The following is an 18,851-nucleotide window of genomic DNA, read 5'->3' as shown; positions in this document are numbered from 1 at the left end:
TGCACACAGTCTTTTTTTACTGCGCAGCCAACCAGCACTCGGCATGGCAGACGGTCAGCTGCCGCACTGGTAGGGCGTCCATCGCACGGATCCCCCCCGCACCCGCATTGGGCTAGTTTGTGTCTGCCTTCAACCGGCCTTGCTGGTCATGTGTGCAACGCAGCAAACTGGGCCGCCAACAGCAGGCTGCCGTACACAGACACCCGCCTTCGGACAACCGCTGTCACCCTTACGCTGCGCCAATGCCACTCGCGCCCGGAAGGTACTCCCCCAGAAAATCCAGAAAACTTCGCACTGCGGGCGTCAACCCCCGGCGAGAGCTAAATACCGCATGCACAATGCCGGGCGGAAAGCGCCACTGGGGCAGCACATGCACCAACTCGCCACGCTCTATCTCGGGCTGGCACATGTAGTCAGGCAAATAGCACACGCCCGCGCCCCCCATCACGGCCAGCTTCAGCGTCATCAAGTCATCAGCCACATAACGGGTTTGGGGCTGGATTTGCATCTCCGCCCCGGTATCACTGCGCAGCCGCCAGTGCGCCACGCCTTCAAAGGCAGACATGGACAACACATCGTGCTGCAGCAAATCCTGCGGCGACTGTGGCACGCCCTTGCGCGCCAGATACTGCGGGCTGGCCAGCAAAATTTGCTGTGCCACATCCAGGCGCTTGACCACCATGCTGGCACTGTCTTCCAGCGAGGCCCGCACCCGCAGCGCCACGTCCAAGCCCTCTTCCACCACATTCACCGGCCGGTTCACCACCAGCATTTCCACGCGCACCTCGGGGTAACGGGCCAAAAAACGCGGCATCAGCGGGGCCAGTACGGTTTGCGACAAGGTGACGGGGCAGCTCACTCGCACCGTACCTCGAGGTTCACTTTGCACTTGCTCCACCGTATCTTGGGCGGCCATCGCCGCATCGCGAATGGCTTGGCAATGGCGCAAGTAGGCAGAGCCCACCTCCGTTAAGGACAGCTTGCGTGTGGTGCGCTGCAGCAAGCGCACCCCCAGCCGTGCCTCAAGCTCCGCCACCCGGCGCGACAGGCGCGATTTCGGAATGCCCAGTGCGCGACCCGCTGCCGCAAAGCCGCCGCGCTCCACCACCTCGGCAAAGTACAGCATGTCATTCAAGTCCTGCATCAGCACTCCCTGTTCTGTTTCCAATCACTCAACACCAATTGTCCCAAATTCAGAACAATCTATCGTGTTTTTAGTGACTTATCAAATATTCGCGTGTAATCCACAATCACTGCCATTGATTCGAACATTGCTTAGGAGCACCCCTTGAAACTGTTGCACGTTGACTCTTCTATCTCTGGTGAAAACTCGGCTTCGCGCAAGCTGACCCAACAAATCGTGGCGGAGTGGACCGCCAAGCACCCCGACACCCAAGTGGAATACCTGGACCTGGTGGCCGAGGCTCCCAACCACTTCACCACCGCCGCCATGGCACCCCGCACCGGCCAAACCGATGGCCTGAGTGCCGAGCAAGTGGCTGAAAACGCCGTGTCTGAAAAACTGGTGAGCCAGTTCTTGGCTGCCGATGTGGTTGTGATTGGCGCGCCTTTCTACAATTTCAGCATTCCTACGCAGCTCAAAGCCTGGATCGACCGCCTGGCACAGCCTGGCCGCACCTTCCGCTACACCGCAGCGGGCCCTGAAGGTTTGGCCAAGGGCAAGACCGTGATCGTGGCTTCGTCGCGTGGCGGTGTGTACTCCACCACCGAAGCCATGCAGGCCTTGGAGCACCAAGAAAGCTACCTGAAAGTGGTGCTGGGCTTCTTTGGCGTCACCGACGTGCGCATCGTGCGCGCTGAAGGCTTGGGCATGGGCCCCGACGCAGTGGCCGCTGCGTTTGCCAGCGCTGCGAATGACGTGAAGGCCGTCACCGCCGCATAAGCGCGGGCACCAGCCCTTTCCATACAAAAAACGCCTGCTGATTGATTTCAGCAGGCGTTTTTTGCGACTGCGTCAGCCATTCATACGCAAGGGCTTGCTACGGCTTAAAGCGCACAACGCATTACCGCGTGAGCGCGTAAGCCAACTGCCCCAGCCACTCATGCAGTGCCACTTGCCAGCGCAGCAAACTGTCTGCCATGTGGTAGCGGTACCAAGCGGTGTGCGTGCCGGTGCGAAAGTCCACCGGATAAGGGGTCACCTTGCAGCCCACCGCTTCAAACTCCGCCACGGAGCGCGGCATGTGCCATGCCGATGTCACCAGCAGCCAAGGCTGCTGGCTGCAGCGCTCACCCAGCGTTTGGGCCACGCGCAGCGCGTTCTCTCGGGTGGTGCGTGCGCCTTGCTCGATCTGCACGCGCGCCATGTCCACGCCTTGCTCGGCATAGAACTGCTGGGCCAGTTGCCCTTCGGTAATACCCGTGGCCAGCAATCGCCCTTCGCCCCCGCTGAATATCAGCTGCCACTGCGGGTGCTGCCGCATCAAGCCCACCGGCACCGTCATGCGCTCTGCCGACTGCCCCAGCGGCACTTGCCCGTGGGCTTGCCAACTGGCTGGGTGCTCCACTGCGCCACCCAGCACCAGCATGCCGGCGTGCTGCTCCAGCGCTGCGGCCATCGGCTGAGCGGGATAGCGGCGCTCCAGCGCACGCAGCAATGCATCAGGCAGCGCCTGAAAGCCCAGCACCCCCAGCAGCACCAAGCCTGACCACAGCATGCGCTTTGCTGCCCGCGGCTTTTTCCCCAACAGCAGCAAGGCCAGCAGCCACCACAGCGCCAGCCAAAACAGCGGCTGCGTGATGGCCGAGAGCAATTTCGATACAACAAACACGGTCGCCCTTCTGATTGCTCATGAATAAGTGAGCTGCCAGCGCCTGTATTACTTATATTTCAACTATAAAAGTGATTGAAAGCTAATTTAGATAAGCGCCATCAGCTCATATTTTTAAAATTTCGATTACTTCCCGATGCCACCATGGGCCAGCGACCATTTGGCCGGGTCTTGCAAAAACGCCTGCCATACGGCCAGTTGCTCGACCGAGAAACCGCCGCGCTGGAACGCCATGGCCAGCACGTCCTGCCAGTTGCACAGCGCATGCACGCGCACGCCGTGCTGTGCCAAGACCGCGTCCGAGCCAAAGCACGCGTAATCAAACACCACAAACAGATCTTCCACGCGCGCGCCTTCGCTGCGCAGCGCATCAATAAAATTCAGTTTGTACTGCCCGGCAGACACCATATCGTCCACCAGCAGCACCTTGCCGCCTTGCGCCACCACGCCTTCAATCTGGCGGCTGCCCACGGCGCGCTTGCGCACGTACTGCAGGGGCATATCCAGCTTTTCGGCAAACCACGCCGCAAAGGCAATGCCGCTGGACTCGCCCCCGGCCACCGCGCTCAGCCCTTGCAGGGCACCGGCATCCAGCAGGCGCTGCACGCCTTGCTTCATCAACTCACGGCGGATGGTGGGCAGGGAAATCAGCCGCGTGGCATCCATGTACACCGGGCTGGCCCAGCCCGAGGGCAGCACAAACGGCGCATCGGTGCGCACTTCCACACAGCCGGCTTCCAACAACCAAGCCGCAGCTTGCTGGCTCATAGGATTTGTCATCTCAAATGCTTTCTTACTGTTCAATCGCTGCGAACCCGCTGCAACATGGCGCGCAGGCGCTGCGCGCCTTCGGAGCCTTTGCTGGCGTGGGCCCACAGCTGTGTCGTCATCTGTTCGTGCAGTGCCACGGCCTCGGGCGATGCGGTCACGGTGGCAATACCGTTGCGTACATTCGGCAGCTCCCCCAGGCGAAACGGGCTTTGCATGAGCACACGGTGGTGCGCGCCCGTGAGCACCTGGTAGGTGGCCGAGGGCATGGCGTCATCCACCAGCCCAATCTGGGCAAACCACGGCGCATGCTCCATCAGCTCGGCAATGCGCGCCACCTCGATGTGGGCCGCCTGAATGCGCTCGCGCCGCACGGCAGCGGGTACATCCATGCGCCCGACCAAGCCGGTTTGCACAAAGCGCTCTAAATCACGCAGCCCCATCAGGCTCACGATGTGGGGCTTGCGCTGCTCAAAATTGCGTTGGCGTGCACGCAAAATCTCCACCATCTGTAGCGTCTGCCGTGCTTGCACCTGGGCGTCTGCGCCCTGGGGCAAGGCTTCTTGCAGCATCAGCGCCAAATAGTTGAGGTAGTTCTCAGACAGCAGCAAGACGGAAATCGGCTCAAAGTGCGCCAAAATGCGATCCGTGCTTTGCTCAATTTGGCGCATGCGCTCAAACAGCGCCAGAGCCGAGGCGTAATACTCCGCCTCCACCCCCAGCAGCGATGCCAAGCTGGTACCCAGCAGCTGTGCCAGGCGCTCCAGGGTTTCAATCTTGACGATCTCCCCCTTTTCCATGCGGTAGACCACCGCGCGCGACACCCCCAGTTGCTCGGCCACTTCATCGGCCTGCAGCCCTGCCCCCATGCGATAAGCGCGCAGGCGATCCCCCATGGCGCTGTAATCAAGGTGGGAGGTAAACGCAGGCACTGTCATGGCGAGCGACTATAGCGAAGCGCCGACTCGTGGCTGCGCTGCGGGGATGGCGGCAATGGTGTCTGCCATCACCTGCGTGCCCAGCATAAAGTCTGCCAGCTCCATCGCTTCATGCGGGTTGTGCGAGCCATTTTGGTTGCGCACAAACACCATCGCCGACGGCACGCCGCCGTTGGCAAACAAGGCGGCATCGTGGCCTGCGCCACTGGGAATGCGCTCATGCGCAATGCCCCGGGTGCGGCAAGCCTGGGCCATCAAGTCGCACAGTTGGGCATCGCACACGGCGGGCTCGCTCATCAGGCGGCGGTCCAGCACAAACTTCACGCCGCGCTCGCGCTCAATCGAATGCATTTCTGCCTGCACCAACTGGTAGAAGGCCTCCAGCGTGTCACTACTTTTGCTGCGCGCTTCAAAACTGAAGTGTGCATAACCAGGTACGCGCGAGATGGAATGCTCTGCAGGGTTGGTCTGCACCACGCCGCAGGTCACCACCAAGTCCGTACCGCGCTCCAGCAGGGCACGCCAGTGGTTGTCCAGCCGCACAATCAAATCTGACACGGCAAACACCGCGTCTTTACGCAGCCAGCGCGGCACCACGCCCGAGTGCTGGGCATCGCCCCAACACTCAATCTTGTTGTGGCGCACATTGCCGCGAATGCCGCTGACCACGCCAACCGGAATCTCGCGCGCCACCATCACCGGGCCTTGTTCAATGTGCAGCTCGATATAGGCGGCAATCTCGGCAGGGTTGATGAGTTTTTCTTGGCGGCTGATGGCAGCCATATCGGCACCGCATGCGCTCAGCGCATCGTACAAGCTGATGCCGTCGCCCCGGCGCTGCAAGGCCAGATCGGCGCTGCTGAGCTTGCCCCACAACGCACCCGAGCCCATGTAGGCCTTGCCAAACCATGCGCTTTCTTCACCGCGAAAGCCAATCACCTTCAGCGGTGCGGGCAAGGTAACACCCTCGCGCCGGGCGGCAATCAGCACCAGCAGACCCGCCACCACACCGGCCAAGCCATCGTAGTTGCCGCCTTGCGGCACGGAGTCCAGGTGTGAGCCCGTCCAGATCGCCGCGCCGCTGCGCGTGTCTGCCGGATCAAAATACACAAAGTTGCCTGCGCGGTCCGTCACCACGTCCAGGCCCTCGCTGCGCGCAAACTTCTCCAAGTACGCGGCGCACGCGTTTTCACCTTCGCCATAGCTGGCACGGGTGACGCCAACGCCATCAAAAGTCAGCCCACGAATGTCCGCAAACAATTGCTGAGCCAAGGGCTGTAGAGACTGCAGTTCCATATCAACATGCCTGTTCGCAGGGTGTGCGCAGGCTTCAAGGTTGCTAAGGATGCATACTAATCTCAAAAAAGATACGCGTTTGCCGCAGCGCTGCCGCTAAATGCGCATGATGTGTATCGCTGCTGGAATACCCCGGCGCACGGTGTGCCCCGCTACCTCAGCCATCCACGGGGTGGTCCGGGGTTGCTAGCAGCAGTTGGTACAGCGCCAAGTCCAGCCAGCGGCCAAACTTGAAGCCCACTTGCGGCATGGTGCCCACCTGTGCAAAGCCCAAGCGGGTATGCAGCGCAATGCTGCTGGCATTGGCCGCGTCAATCGCGCCAACCATGGCATGCATCTGCTGCTTGCGGGCCACCGCAATCAGGGCCTGCATGACTGCCAGCCCCAAGCCTTGCCCTCGATGGTCTTGGTGCACGTACACCGAGTGCTCTACCGTGTACTTGAAGGCGGGATAGGCCCTAAACGTGCCATAGCTGCCAAACGCCAGCAAAGTGCCGCCCTCGTCTTCCACGCCAATCACCGGGAAGTTGCTGTGCTGCTTGGTGGCAAACCACGGCGCCATACTCTGCAGCGTACGGGGCTGGTAGTCGTACAAAGCCGTAGAGGTCAAGATGGCCTCATTGAAAATATCCACAATCGCTTGGGCGTGGCGGGCATGGGTGCATGCCACAAAATGGTGCTGTGTCATCAGTTTCTCCGGGCACCGAGCCGCCGCTGCACAAAAATTAAAGGCGCGCCCCCAATTCACTGCCCTGTGCAATCGCACGCTTGGCATCCAGCTCTGCGGCCACATCGGCCCCGCCAATAATATGCGTGGAAACACCGGCGTTGAGCAATGCTTGCTGCAAAGCGCGCTGCGGCTCCTGGCCGGTACACACAATGATGTGGTCCACGGCAATCAAGCTGGGGTTTTCGCGCTTGCTGCCAAAGCTGATGTGCAAGCCCTGCGCATCGATGCGCTCGTAATTCACCCCCGCCAGCATCTTCACGCGCTTCATGCGCAACTCTGCGCGGTGAATCCAGCCCGTGGTTTTACCCAGGCCCTTGCCTACCTGTGTGGGCTTGCGCTGCAGCAGCGTCACCTCACGCAGCGCTGGCAAAGGTTGCGCGGGCTGCAAGCCACCGCGGTGCAAGGCGGGGTCTGCCACGCCCCACTCGCTTTGCCAGGCGGGCAAGTCGGTGGCCGTCGAGTGCGGGCCATTAGCCAGGTAGTACGCCACATCAAAGCCAATGCCCCCTGCCCCCATCACCGCCACACGCTGGCCCACCGGCTTTTGCTGCGCCAGCACATCGATATAGCTGAGCACCATGCCAGCAGCCTGCGCTTCTTCCTGGCCCGGAATGCGCGGATTGCGCGGCACCACGCCCGTTGCCAGCACCACCTCGTCGTACTGCGCTGCCACCAACTGCTCGGCAGTGACTGCCTGACCCAGTTGCACGCGCACGCCCGTTGCCAGCAGGCGCTGCTCAAAATAACGCAAGGTTTCGGAGAACTCTTCTTTGCCCGGAATGCGCTTGGCCATGTTGAATTGCCCGCCAATGGCGGGCGCCGCATCCCACAACTCAACCCGATGACCGCGCTGTGCCAGCGTGGTTGCCGCCGCCAAGCCGGCCGGCCCTGCCCCCACCACGGCAATGCGCTTGGGGTGCTGGGTGGGCAGATAGTTCAGCTCCGTTTCTCTGCACGCACGGGGGTTGACCAGACAAGAGACGGTTTTGTTCTGGAACACATGGTCCAAGCAGGCCTGATTGCAAGCAATGCAGGTGTTGATGTCTTGCGGATTGCCACGCGCGGCCTTGGCCACAAAGTGGCTGTCCGCCAACAGCGGGCGCGCCATGGAAACCATGTCCGCATCGCCTTGGGCCAGAATGTGCTCGGCCATCTCGGGCGTGTTGATGCGGTTGGTGGCCACCAGCGGAATACCCACCGCCCCTTTGAGCTTGCGCGTCACCCACGCAAATGCACCGCGCGGCACGGAGGTGGCAATCGTGGGCACCCGCGCTTCGTGCCAGCCAATACCGGTGTTGATGATGGTGGCACCAGCCGCCTCGATCGCTCGGGCCAGTTGCACAACTTCGCTCCAGTCGCTGCCGTCGGGAATCAAATCCAGCATCGACAGGCGGTAAATCAAAATAAAGTTCGGTCCCACCGCCTCGCGCGTGCGGCGCACGATCTCCACGGGCAGTTGCATGCGCTGCGCATAGTCTCCACCCCAGCGGTCGGTGCGGCGGTTGGTGTGCGTGGCCAGAAATTCGTTGATGAAATAGCCCTCACTGCCCATGATTTCCACGCCGTCATAGCCTGCATCCTGGGCGTGGCGGGCGCAATCCACAAAATCTTGAATCTGCCCTTCCACCCCGGAGGTGCTCAACGCCCAGGGCGTGAATGGCGTAATCGGCGACTTGATGCGCGAAGGCGCCACCGAGATTGGGTGATAGCCATAGCGCCCCGCATGCAAGATTTGCAGCGCAATCTTGCCGCCGTGGGCATGCACGGCCTCGGTGATCGGGCGATGGGCTTTGGCATCCGCGCTGCTTTTCATCGTGCCCGCAAACGGCTTGACCCAGCCCGCACGGTTGGGCGCAAAGCCCCCGGTGACTATCAAGCCCACGCCCCCTTGCGCACGCTCGGCAAAGTAGGCTGCCAAACGCGGCAGATTTTTGCGGTCGTCTTCCAGCCCGGTGTGCATGGAGCCCATGAGCACGCGGTTGCGCAAGGTGGTAAATCCCAGATCCAAAGGGGCAAGCAGGTGGGGGTAAGCAGCAGTCATCCGAGGTGTCCCAAACAGCAAACAATGCAAAATCTGCATTAGGAACGCACGACCGTGCTTTTCATATCCGCGTAAGTCTGGATACGTCGACTGCCAGTCGTGATTGCCTGCCCTACTGGGCGCTCAAAAAAATATGCATGAAAAGTGCTTCAAATGCTTATATGACAAGCGCTAGCAGCTATTGATTTATTGCTTCGCTTGATGTGCGCAAGCACGCGGCACATGCTATGCAACACACAGATGGGCACAAAAAAGCCCGCACATGGCGGGCTTTTCTGGGGTGCAACACCGTACGGGGCTTAACGGCGGCGCTTTTTCTGGCTGACCGGCTTGGCGACAGGAGCGGTTTTGTCTTTTTTGCTGCCGATTTTGCTTTCCTGGCCCCGGAGCAAACGGCCGATGTTTTCCGCATGGCGCCACAGCAGCAAGGCCGACATGGCAATCACCGCCAGCAGCACGGATTGGTCATAGTTCCACAAGCTGCCTCCCAGCAGCACGTAGTACACCGGCGCCAGCACTGCGGCCACCAAGGCCGACAGCGATGAATACCGCGTGGTCAACGCCACGGCCAGCCATGTCAGCAGCACCAACAGCCCCAGCCAGCCGCTAATGCCCAGCAACACGCCCAGCGCCGTCGCCACGCCCTTGCCACCCTTGAACTTGAAGAACACCGGGAACAGATGCCCCAGGAACGCGCCAATGGCCACCAGCGCCAAGGTGCCATCATGCAAGCCGTAGTCGGGGCCGACATATTTGACCAGCAGCACCGGAACCAGCCCCTTGACGGCATCCAGCAGCAGCGTCAATGCCGCTGCCGCCTTGCTGCCTGAGCGCAGCACATTGGTGGCACCGGGGTTGCCGCTGCCGTAGGTACGGGGGTCATTGAGCCCCATGACAGCGCTGACGATCACCGCAAAAGACAGCGAACCAATCAAATACGCCACCACGGTGGCGACGAGAGGAAGTGTGGAATTCAAGACTGCAATCCTTGCCAGCCATCAGGCTGGCTCTTGTTATATAGAGCGTGCTGGCTACGCCTGTGCCCAAGCCGCCAGTACCAAGGCCGCTATTGTGCCAGCGCGCACTGCACCGGCTGGGCGCCCAGCAACTCCACACAAACCCGGGGCTGCAGCTGCACCAAAAAACCACGCCGCCCGCCGTTGATGGCAATGCGTGGCAAATCCAGAATGGTCTGCTCGATATAGACCGGCATCTGCTTGCGCACCCCAAACGGCGAAGTGCCGCCTACCAGGTAGCCGCTGTGGCGCTGGGCCACCTCGGGCTTGCACGGCTCCACACTCTTGGCGCCAATCTGGCGCGCCAGGTTTTTGGTGGATACGGTGCAGTCACCGTGCATCAGCACGATGAGCGGTTTGGCATCTTGGTCTTGCATGACCAAGGTTTTGACCACCGCATGCTCATCCAGCCCCAGCTGTTTGGCGGATTCAGCGGTGCCCCCGTGCTCTACATAGTCATAAGGGTGCTCGGTAAACGCCACCCGGTGCGCCTTGAGCAACTGGGTGGCGGGCGTCTCGCTCACATGCGTTTTGTCTTTTTTGGCCATCGTTTTTTTACTGTCCGGGGTCGCGATATTTCCAGCGCAAAGCATCAATCTGCGTCAGCACCTCCTCGGACAGCTGCACGCCCCATGCCTCCAGATTCTCATCGAGCTGCGCCACACTGGTCACACCAATGATGGTGCTGGCCACGCGCCAGCTGCGATAGCAAAATGCCAGCGCCAGCTGCGTCGGCGTTAAACCATGCTCTCGCGCCAAAGCGTTGTAGTGGCGTGCGGCCTCTAGCGCTTCAGGGCGCCCCCAGCGCTGCTTTTGCACAGAGGGGTAGGACAGGCGCGTGCCTTGCGGAGCCGCAGGCCCCGTCAAGCCCGACTGGTCGTACTTGCCCGTCAGCAGCCCCACGCCCAAAGGCGAATACGCCAGCAGCCCCACGCCCAGACGGTCGCAGGTTTCGTCCATGGCGTTGTCCCAGCTGCGGTTGATCAGGCAGTACGGGTTTTGCACACTGGCGACACGGGGCAGGCCGTATTGCTCGGCCAAACGCACAAATTCATGCACGCCATACGGGGTTTCGTTGGACAAGCCCACCGCACGCACCTTGCCTTGCTGCACCAGCTGGGCCAGCGTCTGCAACTGCTCGTGGATGCTGGTTTGCGTCACTTCCTTGGCCGGGTCGTAGTACAGATTGCCAAAAGCGGGCACATGGCGCTCGGGCCAATGGATTTGGTAGAGGTCAATCACCTCGGTTTGCAAGCGGCGCAAGCTGCCTTCGCACGACGCGATGATGTCTGCCGCCGTCATGCCCTTGCCTTCGCGAATCCAGGGCATGCCACGCGAGGGGCCGGCCACCTTGCTGGCCAGCACCACCTGCGCACGCGCACCGGGGCGGGCCGCCAGCCAGCGGCCAATGATGGTTTCCGTGGCGCCATAGGTTTCGGCGCGCGCGGGCACGGCGTACATCTCGGCCGTGTCCCAGAAATTCACACCGCGCTCCAGCGCACGGTCCATGATGGCGAAGGCATCGCGCTCGCTCACTTGCTCACCAAAGGTCATGGTGCCCAAGCAAATAGGGCTGACCAGCACATCACTGCGGCCCAGCCGCACAGGGTTCATTGTTGGGCTATTCATGGCTAGCAAGTGTAGAGCGCTGCGTCACGCTCTTGACTGTGGTCAGTACCGACTGCGCAAATAATGTGCCGCATGTACACACCGCAGCGCCCCTCTCAGACTGAAGATTTGCCCATCCGCCACATGACTTACCGTGTGCGCACCTGGGGCCAGCCGCAGCCCGGCATGGCCCCCTTGGTGCTGGTGCACGGCTGGATGGATGTGGGTGCCTCCTGGCAGTTTGTGGTGGACGCCTTAAGTGAAGCCTTCTTCCAGCAGCGGCACATCATTGCCCCCGACTGGCGCGGTTTTGGCCACAGCATGCTGCCCGCACCCTGCGACCACTACAGCTTTGCCGACTATCTGGGTGATTTAGACGCCCTGCTCGACCATTACGCGCCGGGCGATCAACCCGTGGACTTGGTCGGCCACAGCATGGGCGGCAACGTGGCCATGCTGTACGCAGGCGCGCGCCCGCAGCGCATTCGGCGCCTGGTCAATCTGGAAGGTTTTGGCCTTCCTGCCACGCAGCCCACGCAAGCGCCACAGCGCATCGCCAAGTGGCTGGATGAGCTCAAAGCGCTGCACGCCCAAGAGATGGAACTCAAAACCTATGACAGCGTGCAAGCGGTGGCCACACGCCTGCAAAAAACCAACCGCCGCCTGGACATAGACAAAGCCCTGTGGCTGGCCCACGAATGGGCAGCCCCCAATGCACAAGGCCGCTGGGCCATCTTGGGCGATGCGGCCCACAAAGTGGTGAACCCCCAGTTGTTCCGCGTGGACGAAGCCCTGGCGCACTATGCCGCCATCACCGCCCCCGTACTGGCGGTGGAAGCCACAGAGGACAGCCTGGGTCAGTGGTGGAAAGCGCAGTACCGCTTGAGCGAATACCACCAGCGCCTGCAAGCCATTGCCCAGTGCCGTGTGGCCCAGGTGGACGATGCCGGGCATATGCTGCACCACGACCAGCCGGCCATCGTGGCACAGCTGATGGAAGACTTCTGCCAACACTAAATCAGAAGCGGCTTACGCTGGATTTTCAAAGGTTTGCGGTACATTTCATGCTGCATTCCTTTATCTGCACGCGCAAGCCGCTCTTGTTTTTGCGCATGCTCGCTATGAAAGCCTGCTGCCATGTGGCTTAAAGATCTTCTGCGCAAACTCACCAAAGGCCCGGACGTGGGCGAAACCTTCCGCGATTACATCGGCTGCTACTTCTACGGCACCGAAGTTTCAGGCAGCAACCAGCCCGAATACGTGGGCGCCCCCGCTACCCTGGAGCAGCTGGAGGCCGGCGTGCGCAGCTACCTGGAAGACTTTCTCAGCACCCAGCACGACCGCAGCACACCGGCCGTACACACCGTGCAAGTCGTGCTGGCAGACCTGCCCCAACGCCTGCGCGCGCACGTGCAGTCTGATATGACGCTGCCATTTATCGCCTTGGACGGCACCGAAATGTTTATCCGCAAAGGCATACGCCAGCGCCGCAAAGAAAACGGCAAGTTTGTCGAATAAAGGCGACACGCAGCCGCGCTGCGCTCTATAGTCCACGCCACCACCTTCTTGCACCGCTTTGACCCATGACTGAGACTGCGCAGCCGTCCGCAGACACTGCACCGCTACATCCCCGCCAGCTGCTTTTGCCCTCGTTGACGGCCATGGTGCACGACTTGGCGCAGATGCTGCCCCCCAGCAGCGTGGTGCACGCCCTGCAGGCCAGGCAGTTGCTGCAGCAAATGGCCCAGGCCGTGCAGGTGGTGGAGCTTGCCAGCCTGGGCAAGCTCATGCAGTCCATGGAAGCGCCCCTGCAAGCCTATGCCAGCACGGGCGAGCTACCAAGCGACAAAGCAGGCGAGCTGCTGCAACTGGCCACCCGCGACATGCAAGCCTTCTTGCAGGCCTTGAACAGCGGTGCAGCAGCGCACCCCCAAGACCTGTTTGCCAGCTACCGCGCCATCACCAAACTCAGCGGCAAAGACAGCGCCCACCCGGCAGATTTGTGGGATGCACCGTGGCCCACCCCCACCATCGCAGCTCCGGCCGGTGCCAGCGCCACCCCGCCCAGCGCAGAAATCCGCACCCAGTTTGACCAGCACGTGCTGGCGCTGCTGCAAACCAGCAACCCCAGCTTTTGCACCACGCTGCAGCAACTGAGCCTGGGCTTGGCAGCCCATGCGCAAGATGGCACCACCTGGCAATTGGCCGCAGCATGGCTGCAGGCGGTGGAATACGGCCTGTTGGAGCTGGATATTTACGCCAAGCGCCTGGCTTCGCGCCTGCTGGCGCATTACGCCAGCTTTGCCAAGGGCGACGAAACCCCTTCGACCGCCCTGGTGCGCGATTTGCTTTTTTTCTGTGCCCAGGCGGTGGAGGCGGCGCAGCAGCGCAAGCGACCCTTGCCCGATACGCTGGCGCTGGTCTACCAGCATTGCCAGCCCGGCGCAGGCGCAGGCGCAGGCTCTGATGCCACGGCTACCGAAGCTGCCACCCAGCCCCTAGGCATCACGGCGGAAAGCTCCAGCGCGGAGCCAGCGCTAGCGCCGACCGTGCACTTGCCTGCGTTTCAGGCAGCACCGGAAATTCACCCGGCAGAAACCTTGGTGCACGGGCTGGCGTCATCGGCCCAGATTGAACCTGACCTCGATTTCCTGCAAACCGCAGAAACGCTGTCCCAGCAACTGGAATCCAGCATCGCGGCCTGGCAAAACGATGCGCAGACCACGCTGTGCCCGCAAACACCTGAAAACACCGGGGAACTCTCTCGACTGGCATGGGCTGCGGGCTGCACTGAAATTGCCACACTGGCCCACCTGCTGCAACGCTGCTTGCTGCGCATGCCCGCCGATGCTGCGCCGCCCCAGCGCCTAACCTGCCAGCATGCCAGCGAAGAAATTCGCCGCCTGCTGCACCAGTTTGCTGCCGGTTTTATGCGCCGCGCGCACCCGCAGGTGATGGATGCCTTGCACAGCCTGTATGCGCAATTGCCCGAGCCCGTCGCGGCAGCGGCGCCTGCGCCCTGTGCAGCAGCTTCCATGCCGGTGGCACCTGAGGCGCCTGAAGCCCCTTCGCATAGCGCTGACGGCAATCACAGCGACGGTGACGGTGATGTTTTCGTCCTCGACACCGACGTCGATATGGACGACGAAGCCGCCATCGCAGCCACTGCAGAGCCCGCCCCCGCATCCCCCGCACCGGTGCTGGATGCCATGCATTTCTCGGTGTTTGAAGAGGAAATGCTCTCCATCTGGCCCAAGCTGCAAAGCGCGCTCAAGCAGTGGGTCAAGGTGCCGCAAGACAGCAGCGCCCGGCAGATTTTGCTGCGCAGCCTGCACACCCTCAAAGGCAGTGCGCGCTTGGCCGGGGCCATGCCTTGGGCCAGCCAGGTGCATGCCTTGGAGGGACTGGCTTTGGAGGTGCCATCCATCGAAGGCCCACGTGGCCCCGCTGCGCTGCCGCAGCCCCTGGAGGCTTTGCGCGTTGCCTTTGTGGCCTTGCAACAGGAAATGGCTGACCGGCACCCAGAGCGCCAACCCGGTCGCCTGAACCTGAACCCGCTGGAAGCGGTAGCGCGCCACGCACAAGCCTTGTGGCACAGCCAAGACACGGGCCAGCAGGCGCTGACCGCCAGCACCCTGTCTTTGCAAGAAATTGCCAGCAGCTTGCAAAAGCTGCGCACCCAAATTCAAGACTGCGCGGCCTGGGCCGACACCTTGATGCTGCACGGCGATGTCGAGCTGCCTTACGAATGGCACGAAGAGCTGCACGATTTGGTGCACGCCCTCAATGACTGCACCGACGATCTGGGCACCGCCCAGCAGCAGCTGCAACATGGCGTGGCCGACGTGCAGCAAGCCTTCACCAGCCACGCAGGGCACTTGCGCGCCCTGCAACACACTTTGCTGTATGCCCGGCTGCTGCCCCTGACCCACATCCAAGAGCGTTTGACGGCCTGCGTGCAGCTGGCAGCGCAAGACGCGGGCAAGAGCGTGGATGTGTTCTGGCAAGGTGCCGAAACCGTGATGGAGCGCAATGTGCAAGCCGCGCTGACGCCCGCGCTGGAGCACCTGCTGCGCAACAGCGTGGCCCACGGCATTGAGACGGCGCCGCAGCGCAAAGCAGCCCAAAAAGCCGCCACCGGAAAAATTCTGATCCGCTTGCACACCGCCGGTCACCAGCAGGTGCTGAGTATTTTTGACGATGGCGCTGGCCTGAACACCGAAGCCATTCGCCGCAAAGCCGTGGCGCTGGGCCTCATCGCCGCCGAGGAGCCGGTAGACCACGCCCGCGCTGCAGCGCTGATCTTGCACCCGGGCTTGAGCACCGCCAGCAGCGTCACCGAACTGGCGGGCCGTGGCATTGGCATGGATGCCGTCGTTGACACTATCCATCAACTGCACGGCAAGCTGCATGTGTCCAGCAACCCTGGCAAAGGCTGCCGCATTGACATCACCTTGCCTGCCCCCCCCCAGGTGGAGCAAGTGCTGGCCTTGCGTGCGGGCAGCTGGCGTGTTGCCATTCCTGCGCGCAGCCTGGAGACAGTGCGCCGCATTCCCGCCGCCGTGGCCGATCAGGCCCTGGCCCAAGGGGTGCTGCAAGACAAAGCCGCTGCACCCCTGCCCATCTATTGGGCTGGGGCTGTGTGGCAGCAATCCAGCCGCAGCCTTGAGCCGCCGCTTGATGGCCAGCGCAGCTTGCTGATTGTGCGCGGCGATACGGCACGCTGGGGCGTTATCGTGGATGAGGTGCTGGGCACCCAGGAAGTGACGCTGCAAGCGCCTGCCGATCTGGAAGTGCCCATTCCCGGGCTGCTGGGCACTGCGGCGCAGCCGTCTGGCCAAGTGCTGCAAGTTTATGAGCCAACGGCGGTGCTGAGCGCGCATGAAATACGCTTGCTGAACCAGCATGATGCCCAGGCGCCTGTGGCGGAGCCACACCACGAACCCGAGCGCCCCCTGGTTTTGCTGGCCGACGATTCCATGAGTGTGCGCCGCCTGGCGCAGCACCTGCTGCAAGCCAGTGGCTACCGTGTCGCCACCGCTGCCGACGGTCTCGAAGCCCTGCAGTTGCTGGAAGAAGGCCATCTGCCAGCGCTGCTGATTGTGGACGTGGAAATGCCCGACATGGACGGCATGGAGCTGCTGCGGCGCGTGCGGGCCGATGCACGCTTTCAGCATTTGCCGGTGGTGATGCTGACCGCGCATGCCGCAGGCCCTGTCAGCCACAAAGCCATCAGCATGGGTGCGCAAGCGTTTTTGACCAAGCCTTATTCACCCAACGAGCTGCTGGCCCAAGTGCGCCGCTATGCCACGCTGACCAGTGTGGCCTGAAGGGCGCAACGCGCCACCGTGATCGCCGGGGTTGCCATGCAGGCAGCTTGAGCTGTCGCTGTGCATATCGATGTCGATGCCGACCAATCTCCTGCGACGCCCCTGCCTCAGTGCATGCCCGCTAGCAGCGGGTACAGCGACAGCAGCAATAAAAATGCCATCACCCCATTAAAAATCTGCAGCGCGCGCGCAGATTGCAGCCAGCGCCCAATGCCGCTGCCAAACAGGGTCCAGACGCTGATGCACGGGTAGTTCACCACCAGCATGACCACCGCGCCCAGCGACAAACTGCTCCAGTACGCATGCGGTGAGGTATAGGCCGCCACCACCCCCACCGACATCAGCCACGCCTTGGGATTCACCCACTGGAAAGCCGCTGCCTGCCACACACTCAAGGGCTGGGGCTTGGCAGCGCTGGACTGCGCGCGCCCTGAGGTGGCAATTTTCCAGGCCAGCCAGACCAAATAGGCTGCACCCACATACTGCAGCACGGTGTACAACTGGGGCATCTGTTCAAACACGGCACCCAGCCCTGCGCCCACCATCAGCAGCATCAATGCGCAGCCCAGCGTAATCCCCAGCATATGGGGAATGCTGCGCTGGTAGCCAAAATTGGCGCCCGAAGCCGTCAGCATCACATTGTTGGGGCCCGGCGTGATGGAGCTGACAAAAATAAACGTCGCCAAGGGCAACAAAGCAGGGCTGCTGGTCAGCGCAGCCACATCAAGCGGCAAATTCATACAAGACTCCGGGAAGGCAATGCTTGCATGCTAGGGGCATTCACCCATACAGTACCGGTACACATCACCAAATCACTTTACCTACTGTATGGCTCCAAACACCCAGACAGTTGCCAGCAATGCACTGGGCTGGCAGCCCCAACGCACGCCCGGCATGCCGCCGCTGGTGGATCAATTGGTGCACCACTGCCAGCAATTGCTGCAAAGCCACAGCCTGCGCGCAGGCACGCGCTTGCCCTCGGTGCGCCAACTGGCTGATAGCGCTGGCGTCAGCCGCGATACGGTGGTGCAGGCCTATGACCGCTTGGTGGCCCAAGGCGGTATTCACTCACGCCCCGGTGCTGGCTTTTATGTGAGCACCCAGCGCATACCCCATAAGGGCTCAAGCCCCAAAAACCTGCAAGCCCCCAGCTTGGCACCCGACGCCGCTTTTGATACGCCGTTTTTGCTGCGCAGCATTTTTCGCCAGCATGATGGCGTGCATTTCGATGGCAGCACGGGCATGCTGCCTGCCAGCTGGATGGATCACGACATGCTGAACGCCGCCGTGCGCGCCGTGGGGCGCAGCGCGGGCATGCAGTTGCTCAGCTACGGCGCCCCACAAGGCTACGCACCACTGCGCCAGCAGTTGTCCGCGTATTTGCTGACACAGGGCTTGGCGGTGGACCCTGAGCAAGAGTTGATGACCGTAACCGGCGTCACGCAAGGCATGGATTTGGTGCTGCGCAGCATGCTGCGCCCCGGCGATGCCGTGCTGGTGGAAGACCCGGCCTGGTTTTTGGTATTTGGCCTGCTGCGCTCTTTGGGGGTGCGGGTGGTGCCCGTGCCGCGCCTGCGCGACGGGCCCGATATTCAGGCCTTGGAGCAACTGGCCCAGGCGCACCAGCCCAAGCTGTTTATTACCAACTCGGTGGTGCACAACCCCACGGGGTTTGGCTTGTCGCTGCCTGTGGCGTATGACCTGCTGCGTTTGGCCGAGCAGCACAATTTTCTGATCCTGGAAGACGACACCTATGCCGACTTTGTGGTTCAGCCCACGCGGCTGGCCACCTTGGACCGCTTGCGCCGTGTGCTGTTGATCGGTGGTTTTTCCAAAACTTTGGCGGGCAGCCTGCGCGTGGGCTATATCGCGGCATCGCCCGCGCGGATTCAATCTTTGACGGACGCCAAGCTGCTCAGCGGCCTGACCAGCCCCGAACTGGGTGAGCGCGTGGTGCACCGCATCCTGGCGGACGGCCACTACCGCAAACACGTACAACGCCTGCGTGAGCGGCTCGATGAAACCCGCCACCGCTGCCTGAAGCTGGTGGAGCACATGGGCCTGGTGGTGCACCAAGAACCGCTGGCCGGCATGTTTGCCTGGGTAGACACCTTGCACCAAGACACCGAAGTACTGGCCCGCAAGGCCGCTGCACAAGGCGTGCTGCTGGCGCCCGGAGTGCTGTTTTCTGCCCACCAGCAGGCATCCACCATGCTGCGTTTACCCGTGGCCATGGCCGACGATGCAAGCAGCCTGCGCACCTTGCAGGCGCTGCTTTGAAGCGATCTTGGAAGGCGGCTTGCACAGGTGCTGTGCCACCATGGCATGCACC

Annotated in this window: 16 protein-coding genes; 5 read left to right on the top strand and 11 right to left on the bottom strand. The window is 62.0% G+C overall.

All coding sequences use genetic code 11. The features are described 5' to 3' along the window. Nucleotides 1–229: 229 nt before the first annotated feature. Nucleotides 230–1,144 (bottom strand): LysR family transcriptional regulator, encoded by a 915-nt coding sequence (locus QEP12_RS02420; RefSeq protein ID WP_284213252.1) that lies wholly within the window; start codon nucleotides 1,142–1,144, stop codon nucleotides 230–232. A gap of 144 nt (nucleotides 1,145–1,288) precedes the next feature. On the opposite strand from QEP12_RS02420, the gene QEP12_RS02415 reads away from it, so the two are divergent. Further along, a complete protein-coding gene (locus QEP12_RS02415) occupies nucleotides 1,289–1,903 on the top strand; it encodes an FMN-dependent NADH-azoreductase (protein WP_174863234.1) in 615 nt (204 codons plus the stop codon). A gap of 121 nt (nucleotides 1,904–2,024) precedes the next feature. Here QEP12_RS02415 and QEP12_RS02410 read toward each other — a convergent pair whose 3' ends face one another. The 9 genes from QEP12_RS02410 to QEP12_RS02370 all read right to left on the bottom strand — a co-directional run bounded on the left by QEP12_RS02410 (nucleotide 2,025) and on the right by QEP12_RS02370 (nucleotide 11,195). Next, nucleotides 2,025–2,792 (bottom strand): YdcF family protein, encoded by a 768-nt coding sequence (locus QEP12_RS02410; RefSeq protein WP_174863233.1) that lies wholly within the window; start codon nucleotides 2,790–2,792, stop codon nucleotides 2,025–2,027. A 126-nt stretch (nucleotides 2,793–2,918) separates the two neighbouring features. Further along, nucleotides 2,919–3,560, bottom strand: a complete 642-nt coding sequence (locus QEP12_RS02405) for an orotate phosphoribosyltransferase (RefSeq protein WP_174863236.1) — start codon at nucleotides 3,558–3,560, stop codon at nucleotides 2,919–2,921. A 32-nt stretch (nucleotides 3,561–3,592) separates the two neighbouring features. Beyond that, nucleotides 3,593–4,498, bottom strand: coding sequence for a helix-turn-helix domain-containing protein (locus QEP12_RS02400; RefSeq protein WP_174863232.1), 906 nt, complete (start codon nucleotides 4,496–4,498; stop codon nucleotides 3,593–3,595). A 9-nt stretch (nucleotides 4,499–4,507) separates the two neighbouring features. Then, entirely contained in the window at nucleotides 4,508–5,794 is a 1,287-nt protein-coding gene (locus QEP12_RS02395) for a hydantoinase/carbamoylase family amidase (RefSeq protein WP_284213251.1), read from the bottom strand. Between the two features lie 157 nt (nucleotides 5,795–5,951). Beyond that, nucleotides 5,952–6,482 (bottom strand): GNAT family N-acetyltransferase, encoded by a 531-nt coding sequence (locus QEP12_RS02390; protein ID WP_284213250.1) that lies wholly within the window; start codon nucleotides 6,480–6,482, stop codon nucleotides 5,952–5,954. A gap of 37 nt (nucleotides 6,483–6,519) precedes the next feature. Further along, nucleotides 6,520–8,565 (bottom strand): NADPH-dependent 2,4-dienoyl-CoA reductase, encoded by a 2,046-nt coding sequence (locus QEP12_RS02385; RefSeq protein WP_284213249.1) that lies wholly within the window; start codon nucleotides 8,563–8,565, stop codon nucleotides 6,520–6,522. Nucleotides 8,566–8,864: 299 nt separating this feature from the next. Then, nucleotides 8,865–9,542, bottom strand: a complete 678-nt coding sequence (gene plsY / locus QEP12_RS02380; RefSeq protein WP_284213248.1) for a glycerol-3-phosphate 1-O-acyltransferase PlsY — start codon at nucleotides 9,540–9,542, stop codon at nucleotides 8,865–8,867. Nucleotides 9,543–9,631: 89 nt separating this feature from the next. Further along, entirely contained in the window at nucleotides 9,632–10,129 is a 498-nt protein-coding gene (gene ybaK / locus QEP12_RS02375; RefSeq protein WP_174864223.1) for a Cys-tRNA(Pro) deacylase, read from the bottom strand. 7 nt (nucleotides 10,130–10,136) lie between these two features. Beyond that, nucleotides 10,137–11,195, bottom strand: a complete 1,059-nt coding sequence (locus QEP12_RS02370; protein WP_174864224.1) for an aldo/keto reductase — start codon at nucleotides 11,193–11,195, stop codon at nucleotides 10,137–10,139. Nucleotides 11,196–11,282: 87 nt separating this feature from the next. On the opposite strand from QEP12_RS02370, the gene QEP12_RS02365 reads away from it, so the two are divergent. The 3 genes from QEP12_RS02365 (at nucleotide 11,283) to QEP12_RS02355 (ending at nucleotide 16,519) form a co-directional block, all read left to right on the top strand. Further along, on the top strand, nucleotides 11,283–12,206 hold the full coding sequence (locus tag QEP12_RS02365) for an alpha/beta fold hydrolase (protein WP_174864222.1): 924 nt from the start codon (nucleotides 11,283–11,285) through the stop codon (nucleotides 12,204–12,206). Between the two features lie 120 nt (nucleotides 12,207–12,326). Next, complete coding sequence (locus QEP12_RS02360; RefSeq protein WP_174864221.1) at nucleotides 12,327–12,707, top strand: hypothetical protein; 381 nt, start codon at nucleotides 12,327–12,329, stop codon at nucleotides 12,705–12,707. 65 nt (nucleotides 12,708–12,772) lie between these two features. Next, complete coding sequence (locus tag QEP12_RS02355) at nucleotides 12,773–16,519, top strand: hybrid sensor histidine kinase/response regulator (protein ID WP_284213247.1); 3,747 nt, start codon at nucleotides 12,773–12,775, stop codon at nucleotides 16,517–16,519. Nucleotides 16,520–16,626: 107 nt separating this feature from the next. Here QEP12_RS02355 and QEP12_RS02350 read toward each other — a convergent pair whose 3' ends face one another. Then, the gene (locus QEP12_RS02350; protein WP_284213246.1) at nucleotides 16,627–17,259 is read right to left on the bottom strand and encodes a LysE family translocator; all 633 of its coding nucleotides are present in this window, start codon (nucleotides 17,257–17,259) and stop codon (nucleotides 16,627–16,629) included. Between the two features lie 88 nt (nucleotides 17,260–17,347). Between QEP12_RS02350 and QEP12_RS02345 the strand changes: the two genes are divergently transcribed. Beyond that, on the top strand, nucleotides 17,348–18,799 hold the full coding sequence (locus QEP12_RS02345; protein ID WP_219164334.1) for an aminotransferase-like domain-containing protein: 1,452 nt from the start codon (nucleotides 17,348–17,350) through the stop codon (nucleotides 18,797–18,799). Nucleotides 18,800–18,851: the final 52 nt, after the last annotated feature.

Origin of the sequence: Comamonas jiangduensis (assembly GCF_030162955.1) — a bacterium.
Lineage (GTDB): Bacteria > Pseudomonadota > Gammaproteobacteria > Burkholderiales > Burkholderiaceae_C > Comamonas > Comamonas jiangduensis.
This window is presented reverse-complemented; position numbering and strand designations above follow the sequence as displayed.

Excerpts from the sequence above, each read along its gene's own strand:
- QEP12_RS02420 (WP_284213252.1), bottom strand. The coding sequence starts at position 1,144 with ATGCAGGACTTGAATGACATGCTGTACTTTGCCGAGGTGGTGGAGCGC.
- QEP12_RS02405 (WP_174863236.1), bottom strand. The coding sequence starts at position 3,560 with ATGAGCCAGCAAGCTGCGGCTTGGTTGTTGGAAGCCGGCTGTGTGGAA.
- QEP12_RS02400 (WP_174863232.1), bottom strand. The coding sequence starts at position 4,498 with ATGACAGTGCCTGCGTTTACCTCCCACCTTGATTACAGCGCCATGGGG.
- QEP12_RS02395 (WP_284213251.1), bottom strand. The coding sequence starts at position 5,794 with ATGGAACTGCAGTCTCTACAGCCCTTGGCTCAGCAATTGTTTGCGGAC.
- QEP12_RS02390 (WP_284213250.1), bottom strand. The coding sequence starts at position 6,482 with ATGACACAGCACCATTTTGTGGCATGCACCCATGCCCGCCACGCCCAA.
- QEP12_RS02385 (WP_284213249.1), bottom strand. The coding sequence starts at position 8,565 with ATGACTGCTGCTTACCCCCACCTGCTTGCCCCTTTGGATCTGGGATTT.
- ybaK (WP_174864223.1), bottom strand. The coding sequence starts at position 10,129 with ATGGCCAAAAAAGACAAAACGCATGTGAGCGAGACGCCCGCCACCCAG.
- QEP12_RS02370 (WP_174864224.1), bottom strand. The coding sequence starts at position 11,195 with ATGAACCCTGTGCGGCTGGGCCGCAGTGATGTGCTGGTCAGCCCTATT.
- QEP12_RS02365 (WP_174864222.1), top strand. The coding sequence starts at position 11,283 with ATGTACACACCGCAGCGCCCCTCTCAGACTGAAGATTTGCCCATCCGC.
- QEP12_RS02360 (WP_174864221.1), top strand. The coding sequence starts at position 12,327 with ATGTGGCTTAAAGATCTTCTGCGCAAACTCACCAAAGGCCCGGACGTG.
- QEP12_RS02355 (WP_284213247.1), top strand. The coding sequence starts at position 12,773 with ATGACTGAGACTGCGCAGCCGTCCGCAGACACTGCACCGCTACATCCC.
- QEP12_RS02350 (WP_284213246.1), bottom strand. The coding sequence starts at position 17,259 with ATGAATTTGCCGCTTGATGTGGCTGCGCTGACCAGCAGCCCTGCTTTG.
- QEP12_RS02345 (WP_219164334.1), top strand. The coding sequence starts at position 17,348 with ATGGCTCCAAACACCCAGACAGTTGCCAGCAATGCACTGGGCTGGCAG.